The following is a 15,051-nucleotide window of genomic DNA, read 5'->3' as shown; positions in this document are numbered from 1 at the left end:
TGGGCAGAGGGGCCGCACAGGTAATTTCAAGTATCAGGAGAGACAACATGGCTGAATTCGATCTGGCGGCGCTGAACGCGTTGCCCAAATCCGGGCAGGCGCTGGCATTGGCGGTGGTCAACGGCCAGCTGGAGAGCCTCAGCGCCGAACAGCGCGTCGAATGGGCGCTGGAGCATCTGCCCGGCGAGTTTGTACTCTCGTCCAGTTTCGGCATTCAGGCGGCGGTGTGTCTGCACCTGGTGACGCGCATCCGGCCGGATATCCCGGTGATCCTGACCGACACCGGTTACCTGTTCCCGGAAACCTACCGCTTTATCGATCAACTGACCGACCAGCTGAAGCTGAATCTGCAGGTGTTCCGCGCCGAACAGTCTCCCGCCTGGCAAGAGGCGCGCTACGGCAAACTGTGGGAGCAGGGAGTGGAAGGCATTGAAAAGTATAACCAGATCAATAAGGTCGAGCCGATGAACCGCGCGCTGGAGACGCTGGGCGCGCAGAGCTGGTTCGCCGGCCTGCGGCGCGAACAGTCCGGCAGCCGCGCCAATCTGCCGGTGCTGGCGGTGCAGCGTGGGGTGTTCAAGATCCTGCCGATCATCGACTGGGACAACCGCAAGATTTACCAGTATCTGACCGAACACGGGCTGAGTTATCACCCGCTGTGGGAGCAGGGCTACCTGTCGGTAGGCGATACCCACACCACTCAAAAGTGGGAGCCGGGCATGAGCGAGGAAGAGACGCGCTTCTTTGGCCTGAAGCGCGAGTGCGGTCTGCACGAAGGCTAAACGACGAGAATGACATCACAGGGCTCAGCAATGCTGGGCCCTGTTTTTTTACGGGCTACTTTTTCTTTTGCGCTTTCGGCGGGTGCGCCTGCGCCAGCTCTTTGATCAAGGGCAGCAGGATCTGCACGCTGTCGCGGCTGCGTTTGTCGATCCGCCCCGGCAGGTAGCGATCCAGATATTGCAGGTTGTCGTACTGCGGGCGGTGCCAGGTGATGCCCTGCGGGAAGTGCGGACTGACGGCGCGCTGCTGGTAACCGTCCTTGTCGCCCAGCGACCAGTTGGTGGCCTCCACTGACAATACCGGGATGCCTGCGGCGTCGAACACCTCTTGATCGGAACAGCAGCCGGTGCCTTGCGGATGCTGCGCGTTGCCTGGGTTGGTGGCGGCGGCGATGCCGTAGCGGTGGGCGATATCCAGCGCGCGATCGCGGGAGCGCTTCGCCATCTGCGGCGGCGTGTTGCGCCCGGCGTTGAAGTACAGACGATCGCCGGTGATCAGGCTGTCGAGGTTGATCACCAGCACGGTGTTGCTTTTCTCTTCCGCGCTCATGCGCTGCAGGTAGTTCTGCGCGCCCAGCGAACCGATCTCTTCAGCGCTGGTGGCGACGAAGCGCAGGCCGTAGGCGGTGGGGATATCCTTCAGGCGTTCCGCCAGCTCCAGCATCACGCCGATGCCGGAAGCGTTGTCGTCGACGCCCTGCAGCGTCAGGCCGCCGAGATTGTTATCCAGATCCTCGTCGCTCTGCGGCGTATAGGTGTCGAAGTGGGCGACGATCACGACCTGTTTCGGGCTGTCGCCGTTGCGGGCGGCGATCACCGAGCTGGCGGTGACGTTATTCCAGTTCTTCTTGCCGTCTTTGCTGGTGTAGAGATAACGCGTGTTGACGCTGCGAATATCGCTTTGGTAACCCATCTTGCCGAACTGCTGCTTGAGATAGTCGGCGGTGAGCAATTCTGCCGGGCTGCCCGCCATGCGGCCGGGGAAGTAAGTGGCGATGTGGCGGGTCTGTTCGGCGGCGAAACGGCCCATTGGCGCGTCTTTTACGGGCTGTGCGGCACAAACGCTGAAGACGCCGCCGAGTGCGAGGGCCAGCAGGCTGGTCTTCAGGTAAAAACGGGAAAACATACCGAAAAATCCTTCTTTGCTATCGGCGCTGCCGATCATTTTTCTTCGGCGCCCAGTATGAGACGACGGGCGGCATTACACAATTTCCCTGTCTCTTAATTTTCGCGCGAACGCGCAAATCGCCGTCGCGATGAGCATGGTTTGCCTCCTGCGCTGCGGCCTATATTCCATAAAGGAACTAATCATTCCTTTTCGTCATTTCAGAGGCTAAATCTCAGCCCGTATAGTCACACTATCTTTCTGTTATATGAAAAGGCTGTTGTGGACTATCTACCAATATTCGCCGACCTGAAACAACGTCCGGTGCTGGTCGTTGGCGGTGGGGACGTGGCGGCGCGCAAAGTCTCCCTGCTTCAGCGCGCCGGGGCTGAAATACGGATAGTTGCGCAGTCGCTCTCACCGGAACTGGAACAACAACGTCAGCAAGGGCGGGTGCTCTGGCTGGGGAAAACCTTTGATCCGCAGCAGCTGGACGACGTGTTTCTGGCGATCGCCGCCACGGACGACAATGCGCTGAACGCCGCGGTGTTCGCCGAGGCGGATAAACGCCGGGTGCTGGCCAACGTGGTGGACGATCAGCCGCGCTGTTCGTTCATCTTCCCGTCGATCATCGATCGCTCGCCGCTGGTGGTGGCCGTATCGTCCAGCGGCCAGGCGCCGGTGCTGGCGCGGTTGCTGCGCGAAAAGCTGGAGGCGTTGCTGCCCGCCAGTTTGGGGCTGATGGCGCAGGTGGCGGGCCGCTGGCGCGGCCAGGTCAAACAGCGGTTGGCTTCGATCGGCGAACGTCGCCGTTTCTGGGAAAACACCTTCGGCGGCCGTTTCGCCACGCTGGTGGCCAACGGCCAGACGGCGCAGGCGGAACGCCAGCTGGAGCAGGATTTACACCGCTTCGCCACAGGCGATGAGGGCGCCCAGGGCGAGATAGCGTTGGTGGGCGCCGGGCCGGGCGATGTGGGGCTGTTGACCCTGCGCGGGCTGCAGGTGATGCAGCAGGCGGACGTGGTGCTGTATGACCATCTGGTCAGCGGCGAAATCCTCGATCTGGTGCGCCGCGACGCCGAGCGCATCTGCGTGGGCAAGCGCGCCGGCGCGCACTCAGTGATCCAGGAAGAGACCAATAGGCTGCTGGTGGAGCTGGCGCAGCAGGGCAAACGGGTGGTGCGCCTCAAGGGGGGCGATCCGTTCATCTTTGGCCGCGGCGGCGAAGAGCTGCAGGTGGCCGCCGCCGCCGGCATTCCGTTCCAGGTGGTGCCGGGCGTCACGGCCGCCGCGGGGGCGACCGCCTACGCAGGCATTCCGCTGACGCACCGCGACCACGCGCAGAGCGTGACCTTTATCACCGGCCACTGCCGCCCCGACGGCGATGGCCTGGACTGGGCCGATCTGGCCCGGGCGCGGCAGACGCTGGCTATCTACATGGGCACCATGAAGGCGGCGGACATCAGCCAGCGCCTGATCGCCCACGGTCGCGACGCCTCGACGCCGGTGGCGGTGATCAGCCGCGGCACGCGCGCCGATCAGCAGGTTCAGATCGGCACGCTGGAACAACTGGAATATCTGGCCCAACGGGCGCCGTTGCCGGCGCTGCTGGTGATCGGCGAAGTGGTGGAACTGCACCACCAAATCGCCTGGTTCGGGCATCAATCGCAGACGGAAGGGGCCGCGCGCCCGGCCGTCGTGAATTTGGCATAGGCAAGGCTTTTAAGGACCTGTTATGGACGAAAAACGACTCACTCATTTGCGGCAATTGGAGGCGGAGAGTATCCATATCATCCGTGAAGTCGCCGCTGAATTCGCCAACCCGGTGATGCTGTATTCCATCGGCAAAGACTCTTCCGTGATGCTGCATCTGGCGCGTAAGGCGTTCTTCCCCGGCACGCTGCCATTCCCGCTGCTGCACGTCGATACCGGCTGGAAATTCCGCGAAATGTACGAATTCCGCGATCGCACCGCGAAGGAGTACGGCTTCGAGCTGCTGGTGCATAAAAACCCTGAAGGGGTGGCGATGGGCATCAACCCGTTCGTGCACGGCAGCGCCAAGCATACCGACATCATGAAAACCGAGGGCCTGAAGCAGGCGTTGAACAAGTACGGTTTCGACGCCGCCTTCGGCGGTGCGCGGCGCGACGAGGAGAAATCGCGCGCCAAAGAGCGCATCTATTCGTTCCGCGATCGCTTCCACCGCTGGGATCCGAAAAACCAGCGGCCGGAGCTGTGGCACAACTACAACGGCCAGATCAACAAAGGGGAGAGCATCCGCGTCTTCCCGCTGTCGAACTGGACCGAGCTGGATATCTGGCAGTACATCTTCCTGGAAAACATCGACATCGTACCGCTGTATCTGGCGAAACCGCGCCCGGTGGTGGAGCGCGACGGCATGCTGATGATGGTGGACGACGATCGCATCGATCTGCAGTCGGGTGAAGTGATCAGCCAGCGCATGGTGCGTTTCCGCACCCTGGGGTGCTGGCCGCTGACCGGCGCGGTGGACTCGCAGGCGCAAACCCTGCCGGAGATCATCGAAGAAATGCTGGTCTCCACCACCAGTGAACGCCAGGGGCGGATGATCGATCGCGATCAGTCCGGCTCGATGGAGCTGAAAAAGCGTCAAGGGTATTTCTAAGGAGCCGCCGGATGAACAACGCAATTGCACAACAAATCGCTGACCAGGGCGGCGTCGAGTCCTATCTGCACGCGCAGCAGCACAAGAGCCTGCTGCGCTTTCTGACCTGCGGCAGCGTCGATGACGGCAAAAGCACCCTGATCGGCCGCCTGCTGCACGATACCCGCCAGATCTATGAGGATCAGCTGTCGACGCTGCACAGCGACAGCAAACGCATCGGCACCCAAGGCGAGAAGCTCGATCTGGCGCTGCTGGTGGACGGTCTGCAGGCCGAGCGCGAGCAGGGCATCACCATCGATGTGGCCTATCGCTACTTCTCGACCGAAAAACGCAAGTTTATCATCGCCGATACCCCGGGGCATGAGCAGTACACCCGCAACATGGCCACCGGCGCCTCCACCTGCGATCTGGCGATCCTGCTGATCGACGCGCGTAAAGGGGTGCTGGATCAGACTCGCCGCCACAGCTTTATCGCGACCCTGCTGGGCATTCGCCATCTGGTGGTCGCGGTAAACAAAATGGATCTGGTGGACTATCAGGAAGCGGTGTTCGAGCAGTTCAAACAGGATTACCTGACCTTCGCCCAGCAGCTGCCAGGCGATCTGGACATCAAGTTTGTGCCGCTGTCGGCGTTGGACGGCGACAACGTGGCGAGCGAAAGCGCCCATATGCCGTGGTACAGCGGCCCGACCCTGCTGGAAGTGCTGGAGAGCGTTGACGTGGTCAGCGAGCGAGAAAACCAGCCGCTGCGCTTCCCGGTGCAGTACGTCAACCGCCCGAACCTCGATTTTCGCGGCTATGCCGGCACGCTGTCCGCCGGCGTGGTGCGGGTGGGGCAACGCATCAAAGTGCTGCCTTCCGGCGTGGAGTCCAGCGTGGCGCGCATCGTGACCTTCGACGGCGATCTGCCTGCGGCGGTGCCGGGCGAAGCGATTACGCTGGTGCTGAAGGATGAAGTGGACATCAGCCGGGGGGATCTGCTGGTCGACGCCGGCGAAAGTCTGCAGGCGGCGCAGAGCGCGCTGGTAGACGTGGTATGGATGGCCGAGCAGCCGCTGGTGCCGGGCCAGAGCTACGACATCAAGATCGCTGGTAAAAAGACCCGCGCGCGCGTGGAGAGCATCCGCCATCAGGTGGAGATCAATACGCTGGCGCAGCATCCGGCCGACACGTTGCCGCTCAACGGCATCGGATTGGTGGAGCTGACCTTCGACGAACCGCTGGTGCTGGACAGCTACCAGAGCAATCACGACACCGGCGGGCTGATCTTTATCGATCGCATGAGCAACGTGACGGTTGGCGCCGGTCTGGTACGTGAAACGCTGCAGGCCGCATCGGCGGCGCGCGGCGAATTCAGCGCCTTCGAGCTGGAGCTGAATGCGCTGGTACGCAAGCACTTCCCGCACTGGGGCGCGCGCGATCTGCTCGGTGGCCGATAAGGTGGCCGTTGAACTGAGGGCGACCGGGCCGGACGACGAAAATGTGGTTTGGCATCCGCACGCGGTGACGCGCGCGGATCGCGAAGCGCGCAACGGCCATCGCGGCGCGGTGCTGTGGTTTACCGGGCTGTCCGGCTCGGGCAAATCCACCGTCGCCGGCGCGCTGGAGCAGGCGCTGCATGGGCTCGGCGTCAGCACCTACCTGCTGGACGGCGATAACGTGCGCCACGGCCTGTGCCGCGATCTCGGCTTCTCCGACGAGGATCGGCGCGAGAACATTCGCCGGGTGGGGGAAGTGGCCAAGCTGATGGTGGACGCCGGGCTGGTGGTGCTGACCGCATTCATTTCACCGCACCGCGCCGAACGGCAGATGGTGCGTGAGATGCTCGGCGACGATCGCTTTATCGAGGTGTTTGTCGATACGCCGTTGGCGATCTGCGAGGCGCGCGATCCGAAGGGATTGTATAAGAAAGCGCGCGCTGGCGAGCTGCGCAATTTCACCGGTATCGACGCGGTTTACGAGGCGCCGCAGCAGCCGGAAATCCACCTTGATGGCCAACAATTGGTAACAAATTTGATTGCGCAATTGTTAGACGTGTTGCGTGGTCAGGCTATTATCAAACCCTGAATTCAAAAAAAGCGTGTGGCGTTTTTCGCCATGCGCTTTTTACTCTAAGCCGCCGCAGAGCGAGCCGAATAACCAGGGATCACTATGCAAAATGTCACGCCTATCTTGATCGACTCCAAGCAGTCAAAACAGGAGAAAGAGGAGCCTTCTTATTCTTTCCTGGGCGGCGTCAGCGGCTTTGTTTTCTACTGGCTGGCGTTCGCGTTGCCGTTTTTGGTTTACGGTTCCAACACGCTGTTTTTCCTGCTTTATACCTGGCCATTCTTCCTGGCGCTAATGCCGCTGTCGGTGCTGATCGGCATCACCCTCAGCATGCTGCTGCGCGGCCGTCTGATCTTGACGCTGCTGCTGACCGGCGCCGTTGTGCTGTGCCTGTTCTGGCTGGTGTTCAGCTTCCTGACCGGGTGGTGAGAGAGTGGGCGCCGAGGCCGGCGCCCGCAGGATTGCAAAGCCGTGCCGAAGGTTACAAAACTTTGCTCAAAAATGCCTGAGTGCGCGGATTGGACGGGTGACTGAAGATCTGCTGCGGCTGCCCCTCTTCCTGAATGATCCCCTGATCGATAAACAGTACCCGGTCGGCCACCTCGCGGGCAAAGCCCATCTCATGCGTGACGACCACCATGGTCATGCCCTCATGGGCCAGCGATTTCATCACCGCCAACACTTCGCCCACCAGTTCCGGATCGAGCGCGGAGGTCGGTTCGTCGAACAGCATGATTTTCGGCTCCATCGCCAGCGCGCGGGCGATCGCTACCCGCTGCTGCTGGCCGCCGGACAGGCTGTTGGGATAGGCGTCGATTTTGTCGAGCAGGCCGACCTTGCGCAGCAGCTGTTCCGCTTGCGCGATGGCTTCGGCGCGCGGCAGTTTTTTCACGCTTACCGGCGCCATGATGATGTTTTCCAACACCGTCATGTGCGGGAACAGGTTAAAGCGCTGGAACACCATGCCCACGCTTTCACGCATCTTATTCAGGTCGGTTTTCTGATCGTGGACGGCGAAGCCATTCACCTCTATCTCGCCGCCGGAGAGCGTTTCCAGCGCGTTGATGCAGCGCAGGAAGGTGCTTTTACCGGAGCCGGAGGGGCCGATGACGCACACCACTTCGTTGGCGGCGATCCGGCAGGAAATGCCGCGCAGCACGTGGCTTTCACCGAACTGTTTTTGCAGGTTATGTACGCGAATCACTTTTACCGAACCTCTTTTCCATGTGTTGCACCAGCAGCGAAAGCAGGAAGGTGATGACCCAATAGACCAGCGAAATGGTCAGGTAGGGCTCCCAATAGGTGGCGTAGGCGCCGGAGACGGTGCGGGCGGCATAGGCCAGATCCGCCAGGCCGATGGCGGAGGCCAGCGACGAATCCTTGACGATGGCGATGGCGTTGTTGCCCAGCGGCGGCAGCATGCGCCGGAAGGCTTGCGGCAAGATAACCTGGCGCATGGTCTTGCCGTAGCTCATGCCCAACGAGCGCGATGCTTCCATCTGGCCGCGATCGATCGATTGGATCCCGGCGCGGAAGATCTCCGACACATAGGCGCCGGCGTTGAGCGTGATCGCCACCACGCAGGAGAGAAAGGCGCCGTAGTCGGCGCGCAGCGCGCGGGCGAAGTCGACGCTCATCAGGCCGCTGGTGACCAGCAGGCCGTCGCGCGGGTTGATGAACAGCGGCACCAGCGCAAAGTGGACCACCATGATCTGCACGAACAGCGGGGTGCCGCGAAAGGCGCTGATGTAGATGCGTACCGGCCACTGAACGCCGTAATGCAGGATGGGTTTCCAGATGCCGTGCGGCGCCTGCGCCAAGCGCCCCAGGCCGAGGATCAATCCCCAGGTGGTGCCCAGCAGCACGCAGATAATGGTGCATTTGATGGTCATCCAGGCGCCTTCCATAAACAGCGGCGCGTATTCCTGGATGATCTCCCAGCGGAAGTTCAAAGGGTATTCCTTCTTGGTATGCTGAAACGGTGGCGCGCCGACGGCCTTGCGGGCGCCGGCGGCAGGGCATTATTCCGCCGGCAGCGTCGGTACGTTGCTGTCGAACCAGGCTTGGTAGATCTTGGCGTAGGTGCCGTCGGCGATGATTTTCTTCAGGCCGGCGTTGATTTTGTTGCGCAGCTCATCGTTGCCTTTGGCGACGGCGATGCCGAAATACTGACGTTCGAACTTGGCGTCGGGCACCAGCTTGAAGGCTTTCTCAGGGTGGGTTTTGATGTAGAACTTGGCCACGCCGACGTCGCCGACCGCCGCGCCGATGCCGTCTTCATACAGCTCTTGCAGCATCAGCGGGGTATTGTCGAAGCGTTTGATGGCGGTGCTGTTTTTGCCCAGTGCGTCGGACACCACGATGTCGCCGGTGCTGGAGTTCACCACGCCGACCTTCAGCGCTTTCAACGCGGCAATGGAGTCTACCTTCGAGTCTTGCGGCACCACGATGGCCTGCTCTGCCGGGAAGTAAGGCGCAGAAAAATCAACCATTTGTTTGCGTTTATCGGTGATGGTGATGCCGGAGATGATGATATCGCGATCGCCGGAATTCAGCGTGGCGAAGATCCCTTCCCACGGCGTATTGATCAGTTTTATCTGGAAACCTTCGGCCTTGGCTACGGCTTTGATAATGTCGATGTCGAAACCTTCCAGCTGCTTTTGGCTGTTTTCAAACTCGAACGGCCGATAGGTGCCGCCGGAGCCGACGACGTAGGTAGGTTCAGCCGCCAACACGGCGGTGGAGAAGGTGGCGGCCAGGCAGGCGCCGATCAGAACTAAACGTTTTAACATCGCGATCCCCGATAATGAATGGTTATATATTGGAGTTATTTATGCACTATGAGTGCATAAAAATAAGCTTCAATGAATGAAAGTGCAACCACTGCATGAGGATTATTCTTTCTATGGTGTTAAATATTAACTTCTTGCTTTGCCTTGGCGTAAGCGACGGGTCAGGATGCGATGGTGCAGTGATTCTTGCTGCATAATGGAGGAAGGGCAGTGTGTGTATCAGCGGAAAACGCGGCGCGCGCGCCGGACTAAAGCGGCTTTTTTTGCCGCTTTCGCAGCGGAATTAGGCGCTGAACACGGGAATCCTTCATCCGTATTCTGAATTTGGCGTTGAAATGCCGCTCTCAGTGTGGAGTCCAACGAGAAGTTGTGGGATGATTGGTCGGTTTTTCAGGGGGCGGAGATGGGAAAACTTACGCTGCTATTGCTGGCATTGCTCGGTTGGTTACAGTATTCACTGTGGCTGGGCAAAAATGGTATTCACGATTACGTGCGGGTCAATGAAGACGTTGCGGTCCAACAGGGCAACAACGCGAAGTTGAAAGCGCGTAACGATCAGCTGTTTGCCGAAATCGATGATTTGAACGGCGGTCAGGAAGCGATCGAAGAGCGAGCGCGTAATGAGCTGGGCATGATCAAGCCCGGTGAGACTTTCTATCGTCTGGTTCCTGACCAATCCAGACGCAACGCGGCGTCTTCCTCGCAAAATAACGCACAAAAATAACGCATGAATCACTCCGCAGGCACCTTTCCCTCGGTGATTGCCGTCCTGCCCGCTGCCGGTATCGGCAGCCGCATGCAGGCGGAATGCCCGAAGCAATATTTAACCATCGGCCGGCACAGCATCGTCGAACACGCTATCCATGCCCTGTTGCGTCACCCGCGCATTGAACGGGTGATCGTGGCGATCGGCCCGGAAGATCGTCAGTTCGAACGGCTGCCCATCGCTCAGGATCCGCGGGTGACCGTCACCGAGGGCGGCAAACAGCGCGCCGATTCGGTGATGGCCGGGCTGAAACTGGCGGGTGATGCGGACTGGGTGCTGGTGCACGACGCTGCGCGCCCCTGCCTGCATGCCGACGATCTCGAGCGCCTGTTGGCGATCACCGCACACAGCAAGGTGGGCGGTATTCTCGCCGCGCCGGTGCGCGACACCATGAAGCGCGCCGAACCTGGCCGCGACACCATCGCCCACACCGTTGAACGGCAGGATCTGTGGCATGCGCTGACGCCGCAGCTGTTTCCGCTGCCGCTGCTCAAGCAGTGCCTGCAGCGCGCGCTGGATGACGGCGCGAACGTCACCGACGAAGCCTCGGCGCTGGAGCATTGCGGTTATCATCCGCTGCTGATCGCCGGCCGGGCGGATAACATTAAAGTAACGCGGCCGGAGGATTTGGCGCTGGCGGCGTTCTATTTGACTCAGTTGGACAATTAAGGAGCGCACCATGCGTATCGGTCACGGTTTTGACGTACATAAATTCGGCGGCGAAGGCCCGTTGGTGATCGGCGGTGTTCGCATCCCTTACGACAAAGGTTTGTTGGCCCACTCCGACGGCGACGTTGCGCTGCACGCCGCGACCGACGCCTTGCTGGGCGCGGCGGCGCTGGGCGATATCGGCAAGCTGTTCCCCGATACCGATCCGGCCTTCAAGGGCGCGGACAGCCGCGAGCTGCTGCGCGAAGCCTGGAAGCGCATCCGCGCCAAAGGGTACCGCCTCGGCAACCTCGACATCACGATTATTGCCCAGGCGCCGAAAATGGCGCCGCACATCCCGCAGATGCGCGTCTTCCTGGCGGAAGATCTGCAGTGCCATATGGATGACGTCAACGTGAAGGCCACGACCACCGAGCAGCTCGGCTTCACCGGGCGCGGCGAGGGCATCGCCTGCGAAGCGGTCGCCTTGCTGATCAAGGAATAACCGCATGGATATGGCGAATCTGACCTGGCTGCATGGCCGGCCGCAGAGCACCGGGGTGTTGAAAGCCAATCCGGAAGACTTCGTGGTGGTGGAAGACCTGGGCTTTGCGCCGGACGGCGAAGGCGAGCATGTGCTGGTGAACATCCGTAAAAACGGCTGCAATACCCAGTTCGTGGCCGACTATCTGGCGCGCTTCGCCGGTATTCACGCCCGTTCCGTCAGCTATGCGGGCTTGAAGGATCGCCACGCGGTGACCGAACAGTGGTTCTGCCTGCATATGCCGGGCAAAGACACGCCGGATTTCTCACAGTTTGCGCTGGAAGGCTGCGAGGTGCTCTCGTTCGCCCGCCACCTGCGCAAAATGCGCATCGGCAATCTGAAGGGCAACCACTTTACGCTGGTGCTGCGCCAGATTTCCGATCGTCAGGACGTTGAGCGCCGCCTGCAGGCTATCGTCGCGCAGGGCGTGCCAAACTATTTCGGCAGCCAACGCTTCGGCCGCGGCGGCAACAATCTGGTGATGGCACGCCGCTGGGCGAACGACGAAATCCGCGTTAAAGAGCGCAGCAAGCGCAGCTTCTACCTTTCCGCCAGCCGCAGTGCGCTGTTCAATCTGATAGCCGGCCGGCGCCTGGCCGACGGCCTGCAGCGCACCGTGCTGGAAGGGGATGCCCTGCAGTTGAGCGGCCGCGGTAGCTGGTTCGTCGCCAAAGCCGATGAGCTGGAGACGTTGCAACAGCGGCTGGATGCCGGCGAGCTGGCGATCACGGCCTCCTTGCCGGGCGACGGAGAGCCAGGCACCGCCGGCCAAGCCTTGGCTTTTGAACAACAATGCTTGGCGGAACAACCGGAATTGCTTACGCTTTTAAAGCGCGAGCGTGTCGAACCCGCTCGCCGGGCCCTGCTGTTGCAGCCGCAAAATTTGCAGTGGAACTGGTGGGATGACGTTACCGTGGAACTGCGCTTCTGGTTGCCGGCAGGCAGCTTTGCTACCAGCGTGGTTCGCGAAATCATGCAGCAGGATAACAGTGATGCGGATATTGCTGAGTAACGATGACGGCGTCAGCGCCCCAGGCATTCAGGTGCTGGCGGCGGCGCTGCGGGAGTTTGCCGAGGTGCAGGTCGTGGCGCCGGATCGTAACCGCAGCGGTTCTTCCAATGCCCTGACGCTGGAGTCGCCGCTGCGCACGCAGACGCTGGCCAACGGCGATATCGCGGTGCTGCAGGGGACGCCGACCGACTGCGTTTATCTTGGCGTCAACGCATTGATGCGCCCTGCGCCGGATATCGTGGTCTCCGGCATTAACGCCGGACCGAATTTAGGCGATGACGTCATCTATTCCGGCACCGTCGCGGCGGCGATGGAGGGCCGGCACCTGGGGCTGCCCGCGCTGGCGGTGTCGCTGAACGGTCACCAACACTACGCGACTGCAGCGGCCATTACCTGCCGCATCTTGCGTGCGCTGCAGCGTGAACCGTTACGCACCGGAAAAATCCTGAATATCAACGTGCCGGATTTGCCGCTGGCGGAGATCAAAGGCCTGCGCGTCACTCGCTGTGGCAGCCGCCATCCCGCCGATAAGGTCTTCTGCCAGCAGGATCCGCGTGGACAAAATCTCTACTGGATCGGGCCGCCTGGTGATAAATTTGATGTCGGGCCGGATACCGACTTTGCGGCGGTGGAACAAGGCTATGTGGCGATCACGCCGCTACAGGTGGATCTGACCGCCTACGCGGCGCAGGAAGTCGTGAAAACATGGTTAACCAAGGCAGAGGTTAGCGGGGAATGGTGAACAAGCGTATGCAAACATTGCTGACGCAGCTGCGTCAGCAAGGGATCCGGGACGAAAAGCTGCTGCGAGCGATCGAAGCGGTGCCGCGCGAGCGTTTTGTCGACGAAGCGCTGGATCACAAAGCCTACGAAAACACTGCATTACCGATCGGTTCCGGTCAGACCATTTCTCAGCCCTATATGGTGGCGCGGATGACCGAGCTGCTGAATCTGAAGCCTACTTCACGGGTGCTTGAGATCGGCACCGGTTCCGGTTATCAAACCGCCATCCTGGCGCATCTGGTGCAACACGTTTGTTCCGTCGAGCGCATCAAGGGGCTGCAGTGGCAGGCCAAGCGCCGCCTGAAGCAGCTCGACCTTCATAATGTTTCCACTCGCCACGGCGACGGCTGGCAGGGCTGGGCGTCGCGCGGCCCGTTCGATGCGATCATCGTCACTGCCGCGCCGCCGGAGATCCCGCAGGCGCTGGTTGAGCAGTTGGACGACGGCGGCATTTTGGTGTTGCCGGTGGGCGAGCATGCCCAAACCCTCAAACGCATTCAGCGCCATGGCAACGATTTCGTGGTCGACGCGGTAGAGGCGGTGCGCTTTGTGCCGCTGGTGAAAGGCGAATTGGCCTAGCGATTGTCTGATTTTTCGACCGTCTGAAAAATCTGTTGCACTTTCATCACGTGCGGATAAGGTTTTCTCGTTCCAATCAGGCTAATTTTCACTAGAATTGGCCTTTCTACGTAGTTGTCTTATGGTGCGGTGACGCCAATGTGGTTAGCATTGGCGCGCGTTTTGATGCTCCGGCGGGAGATGACCTGGCGTTCAGGGATCGGCCGGCGGCGCCTTTACATCGCAGAAACTGGGAAGTGGCAAAAGCTCGGCTACGATGTAAAGGGTATTTTGGATATATCACTGATATTGCTGTCATGGGGGAAGCATGAGCACGGGAAGCCCAATGATTACGTTACGCCGGGTTGCGGTGTGTACGATGGTAAGTTTGTGGTTGGCGGGTTGTACAAACACGGCCTCGACGTCAGCCCCTATCAGCAGCGTGGGCGGCGGCGGCGCCGTTCCATCCGGCAATAATAATGGCGGAGCGCAGCAGGCCAGCCCAGAGGGCCGCATTGTCTATAACCGCAGTTATAACGCTATCCCTAAAGGGAGCTACAGCGGCGGCGACACCTATACGGTCAAGCGCGGTGATACGCTGTTTTACATCGCCTGGATCACCGGCAACGATTTCCGCGACCTGGCGCAGCGCAACAATATTCCCGAGCCTTACAGCCTGAATGTTGGCCAAACCATTCAACTTGGTAATGGTTCTGCCAATGGCGGCGGCGGTATGCTGGCGACGACTGACGCGACCAAAGGCGGTGTTCCGAAGCCACCTTCCAGCGCCCAGATCCAGACGGCAACGGTTGATTCTCAATCAACTAACGCGTATTCTGAAAACTCGGGTAAACAGAATGTAGGTAAGATGTTACCTGCAGCGGGCGCCGCAGCGGTTGGGACCGCGACTGCGCCTGTTACCGCACCGGAAGCCGCTCCACCAGTGAGCAGCACCGTCAGCAACAGCGCTCCGGTCAGTACCTGGAGATGGCCGACTGACGGCAAGATTATTGATAACTTTTCCTCATCAGAAGGTGGGAATAAGGGCGTCGATATCGCCGGTTCCCGTGGGCAGCCTATCTTCGCTACCGCCGATGGTCGCGTAGTGTATGCAGGCAACGCTTTACGGGGTTACGGTAATCTAATCATCATCAAACATAATGATGATTACCTGAGCGCCTACGCTCATAACGACACAATGCTGGTCCGGGAACAACAAGAAGTGAAGGCGGGTCAAAAAATAGCCACCATGGGTAGCTCCGGTACCAGTTCAGTACGTTTGCATTTTGAAATTCGTTACAAGGGGAAATCCGTAAACCCGCTGCGTTATCTTCCGCAGCGATAGATTGGGCAGAATACGCTGAGATT

The 15,051-nt window shown here is 60.4% G+C and carries 17 protein-coding genes; 13 read left to right on the top strand and 4 right to left on the bottom strand.

Features of this window, described 5'->3' with window-relative positions:
- Positions 1-47 precede the first annotated feature (47 nt).
- Positions 48-782 (top strand): phosphoadenylyl-sulfate reductase, encoded by a 735-nt coding sequence (locus ACSBQS_RS14380; RefSeq protein WP_033641881.1) that lies wholly within the window; start codon positions 48-50, stop codon positions 780-782.
- A 55-nt stretch (positions 783-837) separates the two neighbouring features.
- Here ACSBQS_RS14380 and ACSBQS_RS14375 read toward each other — a convergent pair whose 3' ends face one another.
- Positions 838-1,908: an aminopeptidase gene (locus ACSBQS_RS14375; RefSeq protein ID WP_042785639.1), complete on the bottom strand. Its 1,071-nt coding sequence runs from the start codon at positions 1,906-1,908 to the stop codon at positions 838-840.
- Positions 1,909-2,169: 261 nt separating this feature from the next.
- Here ACSBQS_RS14375 and cysG point away from each other — a divergent pair, with 261 nt between their 5' ends.
- From cysG to ACSBQS_RS14350, 5 genes are all read left to right on the top strand, one after another.
- Positions 2,170-3,600: a siroheme synthase CysG gene (gene cysG / locus ACSBQS_RS14370; protein ID WP_069101116.1), complete on the top strand. Its 1,431-nt coding sequence runs from the start codon at positions 2,170-2,172 to the stop codon at positions 3,598-3,600.
- Between the two features lie 22 nt (positions 3,601-3,622).
- Positions 3,623-4,531, top strand: a complete 909-nt coding sequence (cysD, locus tag ACSBQS_RS14365) for a sulfate adenylyltransferase subunit CysD (RefSeq protein WP_116286811.1) — start codon at positions 3,623-3,625, stop codon at positions 4,529-4,531.
- 11 nt (positions 4,532-4,542) lie between these two features.
- Complete coding sequence (cysN, locus tag ACSBQS_RS14360) at positions 4,543-5,970, top strand: sulfate adenylyltransferase subunit CysN (RefSeq protein ID WP_342097503.1); 1,428 nt, start codon at positions 4,543-4,545, stop codon at positions 5,968-5,970.
- The gene (cysC, locus tag ACSBQS_RS14355) at positions 5,909-6,598 is read left to right on the top strand and encodes an adenylyl-sulfate kinase (RefSeq protein WP_084587945.1); all 690 of its coding nucleotides are present in this window, start codon (positions 5,909-5,911) and stop codon (positions 6,596-6,598) included. Before cysN ends, cysC begins: the two co-directional genes overlap by 62 nt.
- An 84-nt stretch (positions 6,599-6,682) precedes the next feature.
- Entirely contained in the window at positions 6,683-7,009 is a 327-nt protein-coding gene (locus ACSBQS_RS14350) for a DUF3561 family protein (protein ID WP_033641885.1), read from the top strand.
- A 52-nt stretch (positions 7,010-7,061) separates the two neighbouring features.
- Here the strand turns inward: ACSBQS_RS14350 and ACSBQS_RS14345 are convergent, their stop codons facing one another.
- The 3 genes from ACSBQS_RS14345 to ACSBQS_RS14335 all read right to left on the bottom strand — a co-directional run bounded on the left by ACSBQS_RS14345 (position 7,062) and on the right by ACSBQS_RS14335 (position 9,372).
- Positions 7,062-7,784, bottom strand: coding sequence for an amino acid ABC transporter ATP-binding protein (locus tag ACSBQS_RS14345; protein ID WP_042783703.1), 723 nt, complete (start codon positions 7,782-7,784; stop codon positions 7,062-7,064).
- The gene (locus tag ACSBQS_RS14340) at positions 7,768-8,487 is read right to left on the bottom strand and encodes an amino acid ABC transporter permease (RefSeq protein WP_042706788.1); all 720 of its coding nucleotides are present in this window, start codon (positions 8,485-8,487) and stop codon (positions 7,768-7,770) included. The genes ACSBQS_RS14345 and ACSBQS_RS14340 overlap by 17 nt, the downstream gene beginning before the upstream one ends.
- Before the next feature lie 114 nt (positions 8,488-8,601).
- Positions 8,602-9,372 (bottom strand): basic amino acid ABC transporter substrate-binding protein, encoded by a 771-nt coding sequence (locus tag ACSBQS_RS14335; RefSeq protein ID WP_047572629.1) that lies wholly within the window; start codon positions 9,370-9,372, stop codon positions 8,602-8,604.
- A gap of 403 nt (positions 9,373-9,775) precedes the next feature.
- On the opposite strand from ACSBQS_RS14335, the gene ftsB reads away from it, so the two are divergent.
- From ftsB to nlpD, 7 genes are all read left to right on the top strand, one after another.
- Positions 9,776-10,096 (top strand): cell division protein FtsB, encoded by a 321-nt coding sequence (gene ftsB / locus ACSBQS_RS14330; protein ID WP_016929043.1) that lies wholly within the window; start codon positions 9,776-9,778, stop codon positions 10,094-10,096.
- Between the two features lie 3 nt (positions 10,097-10,099).
- Positions 10,100-10,807: a 2-C-methyl-D-erythritol 4-phosphate cytidylyltransferase gene (gene ispD, locus ACSBQS_RS14325; protein ID WP_197756100.1), complete on the top strand. Its 708-nt coding sequence runs from the start codon at positions 10,100-10,102 to the stop codon at positions 10,805-10,807.
- 10 nt (positions 10,808-10,817) lie between these two features.
- Entirely contained in the window at positions 10,818-11,291 is a 474-nt protein-coding gene (gene ispF, locus ACSBQS_RS14320) for a 2-C-methyl-D-erythritol 2,4-cyclodiphosphate synthase (RefSeq protein ID WP_004932594.1), read from the top strand.
- A 4-nt stretch (positions 11,292-11,295) separates the two neighbouring features.
- Positions 11,296-12,342: a tRNA pseudouridine(13) synthase TruD gene (gene truD, locus ACSBQS_RS14315; protein WP_197750004.1), complete on the top strand. Its 1,047-nt coding sequence runs from the start codon at positions 11,296-11,298 to the stop codon at positions 12,340-12,342.
- On the top strand, positions 12,323-13,084 hold the full coding sequence (gene surE, locus ACSBQS_RS14310; protein WP_033641889.1) for a 5'/3'-nucleotidase SurE: 762 nt from the start codon (positions 12,323-12,325) through the stop codon (positions 13,082-13,084). The genes truD and surE overlap by 20 nt, the downstream gene beginning before the upstream one ends.
- A complete protein-coding gene (locus ACSBQS_RS14305) occupies positions 13,078-13,704 on the top strand; it encodes a protein-L-isoaspartate(D-aspartate) O-methyltransferase (RefSeq protein ID WP_033641890.1) in 627 nt (208 codons plus the stop codon). The genes surE and ACSBQS_RS14305 overlap by 7 nt, the downstream gene beginning before the upstream one ends.
- 325 nt (positions 13,705-14,029) lie before the next feature.
- Complete coding sequence (nlpD, locus tag ACSBQS_RS14300; RefSeq protein WP_033651642.1) at positions 14,030-15,028, top strand: murein hydrolase activator NlpD; 999 nt, start codon at positions 14,030-14,032, stop codon at positions 15,026-15,028.
- The last annotated feature ends 23 nt before the right edge of the window (positions 15,029-15,051 follow it).

This window comes from Serratia sp. H402Y (assembly GCF_051172415.1).
Lineage (GTDB): Bacteria > Pseudomonadota > Gammaproteobacteria > Enterobacterales > Enterobacteriaceae > Serratia > Serratia ureilytica.
The sequence above is the reverse complement of the archived record's forward strand: the minus strand, read 5'-3'. Positions and strand labels throughout refer to the sequence as shown.

Excerpts from the sequence above, each read along its gene's own strand:
- ACSBQS_RS14335 (WP_047572629.1), bottom strand. The coding sequence starts at position 9,372 with ATGTTAAAACGTTTAGTTCTGATCGGCGCCTGCCTGGCCGCCACCTTC.
- ACSBQS_RS14380 (WP_033641881.1), top strand. The coding sequence starts at position 48 with ATGGCTGAATTCGATCTGGCGGCGCTGAACGCGTTGCCCAAATCCGGG.
- ispD (WP_197756100.1), top strand. The coding sequence starts at position 10,100 with ATGAATCACTCCGCAGGCACCTTTCCCTCGGTGATTGCCGTCCTGCCC.
- cysD (WP_116286811.1), top strand. The coding sequence starts at position 3,623 with ATGGACGAAAAACGACTCACTCATTTGCGGCAATTGGAGGCGGAGAGT.
- ACSBQS_RS14350 (WP_033641885.1), top strand. The coding sequence starts at position 6,683 with ATGCAAAATGTCACGCCTATCTTGATCGACTCCAAGCAGTCAAAACAG.
- cysC (WP_084587945.1), top strand. The coding sequence starts at position 5,909 with ATGCGCTGGTACGCAAGCACTTCCCGCACTGGGGCGCGCGCGATCTGC.
- ACSBQS_RS14340 (WP_042706788.1), bottom strand. The coding sequence starts at position 8,487 with ATGGAAGGCGCCTGGATGACCATCAAATGCACCATTATCTGCGTGCTG.
- truD (WP_197750004.1), top strand. The coding sequence starts at position 11,296 with ATGGATATGGCGAATCTGACCTGGCTGCATGGCCGGCCGCAGAGCACC.
- ACSBQS_RS14375 (WP_042785639.1), bottom strand. The coding sequence starts at position 1,908 with ATGTTTTCCCGTTTTTACCTGAAGACCAGCCTGCTGGCCCTCGCACTC.
- surE (WP_033641889.1), top strand. The coding sequence starts at position 12,323 with ATGCGGATATTGCTGAGTAACGATGACGGCGTCAGCGCCCCAGGCATT.
- ACSBQS_RS14305 (WP_033641890.1), top strand. The coding sequence starts at position 13,078 with ATGGTGAACAAGCGTATGCAAACATTGCTGACGCAGCTGCGTCAGCAA.
- nlpD (WP_033651642.1), top strand. The coding sequence starts at position 14,030 with ATGATTACGTTACGCCGGGTTGCGGTGTGTACGATGGTAAGTTTGTGG.
- cysN (WP_342097503.1), top strand. The coding sequence starts at position 4,543 with ATGAACAACGCAATTGCACAACAAATCGCTGACCAGGGCGGCGTCGAG.
- ftsB (WP_016929043.1), top strand. The coding sequence starts at position 9,776 with ATGGGAAAACTTACGCTGCTATTGCTGGCATTGCTCGGTTGGTTACAG.
- ispF (WP_004932594.1), top strand. The coding sequence starts at position 10,818 with ATGCGTATCGGTCACGGTTTTGACGTACATAAATTCGGCGGCGAAGGC.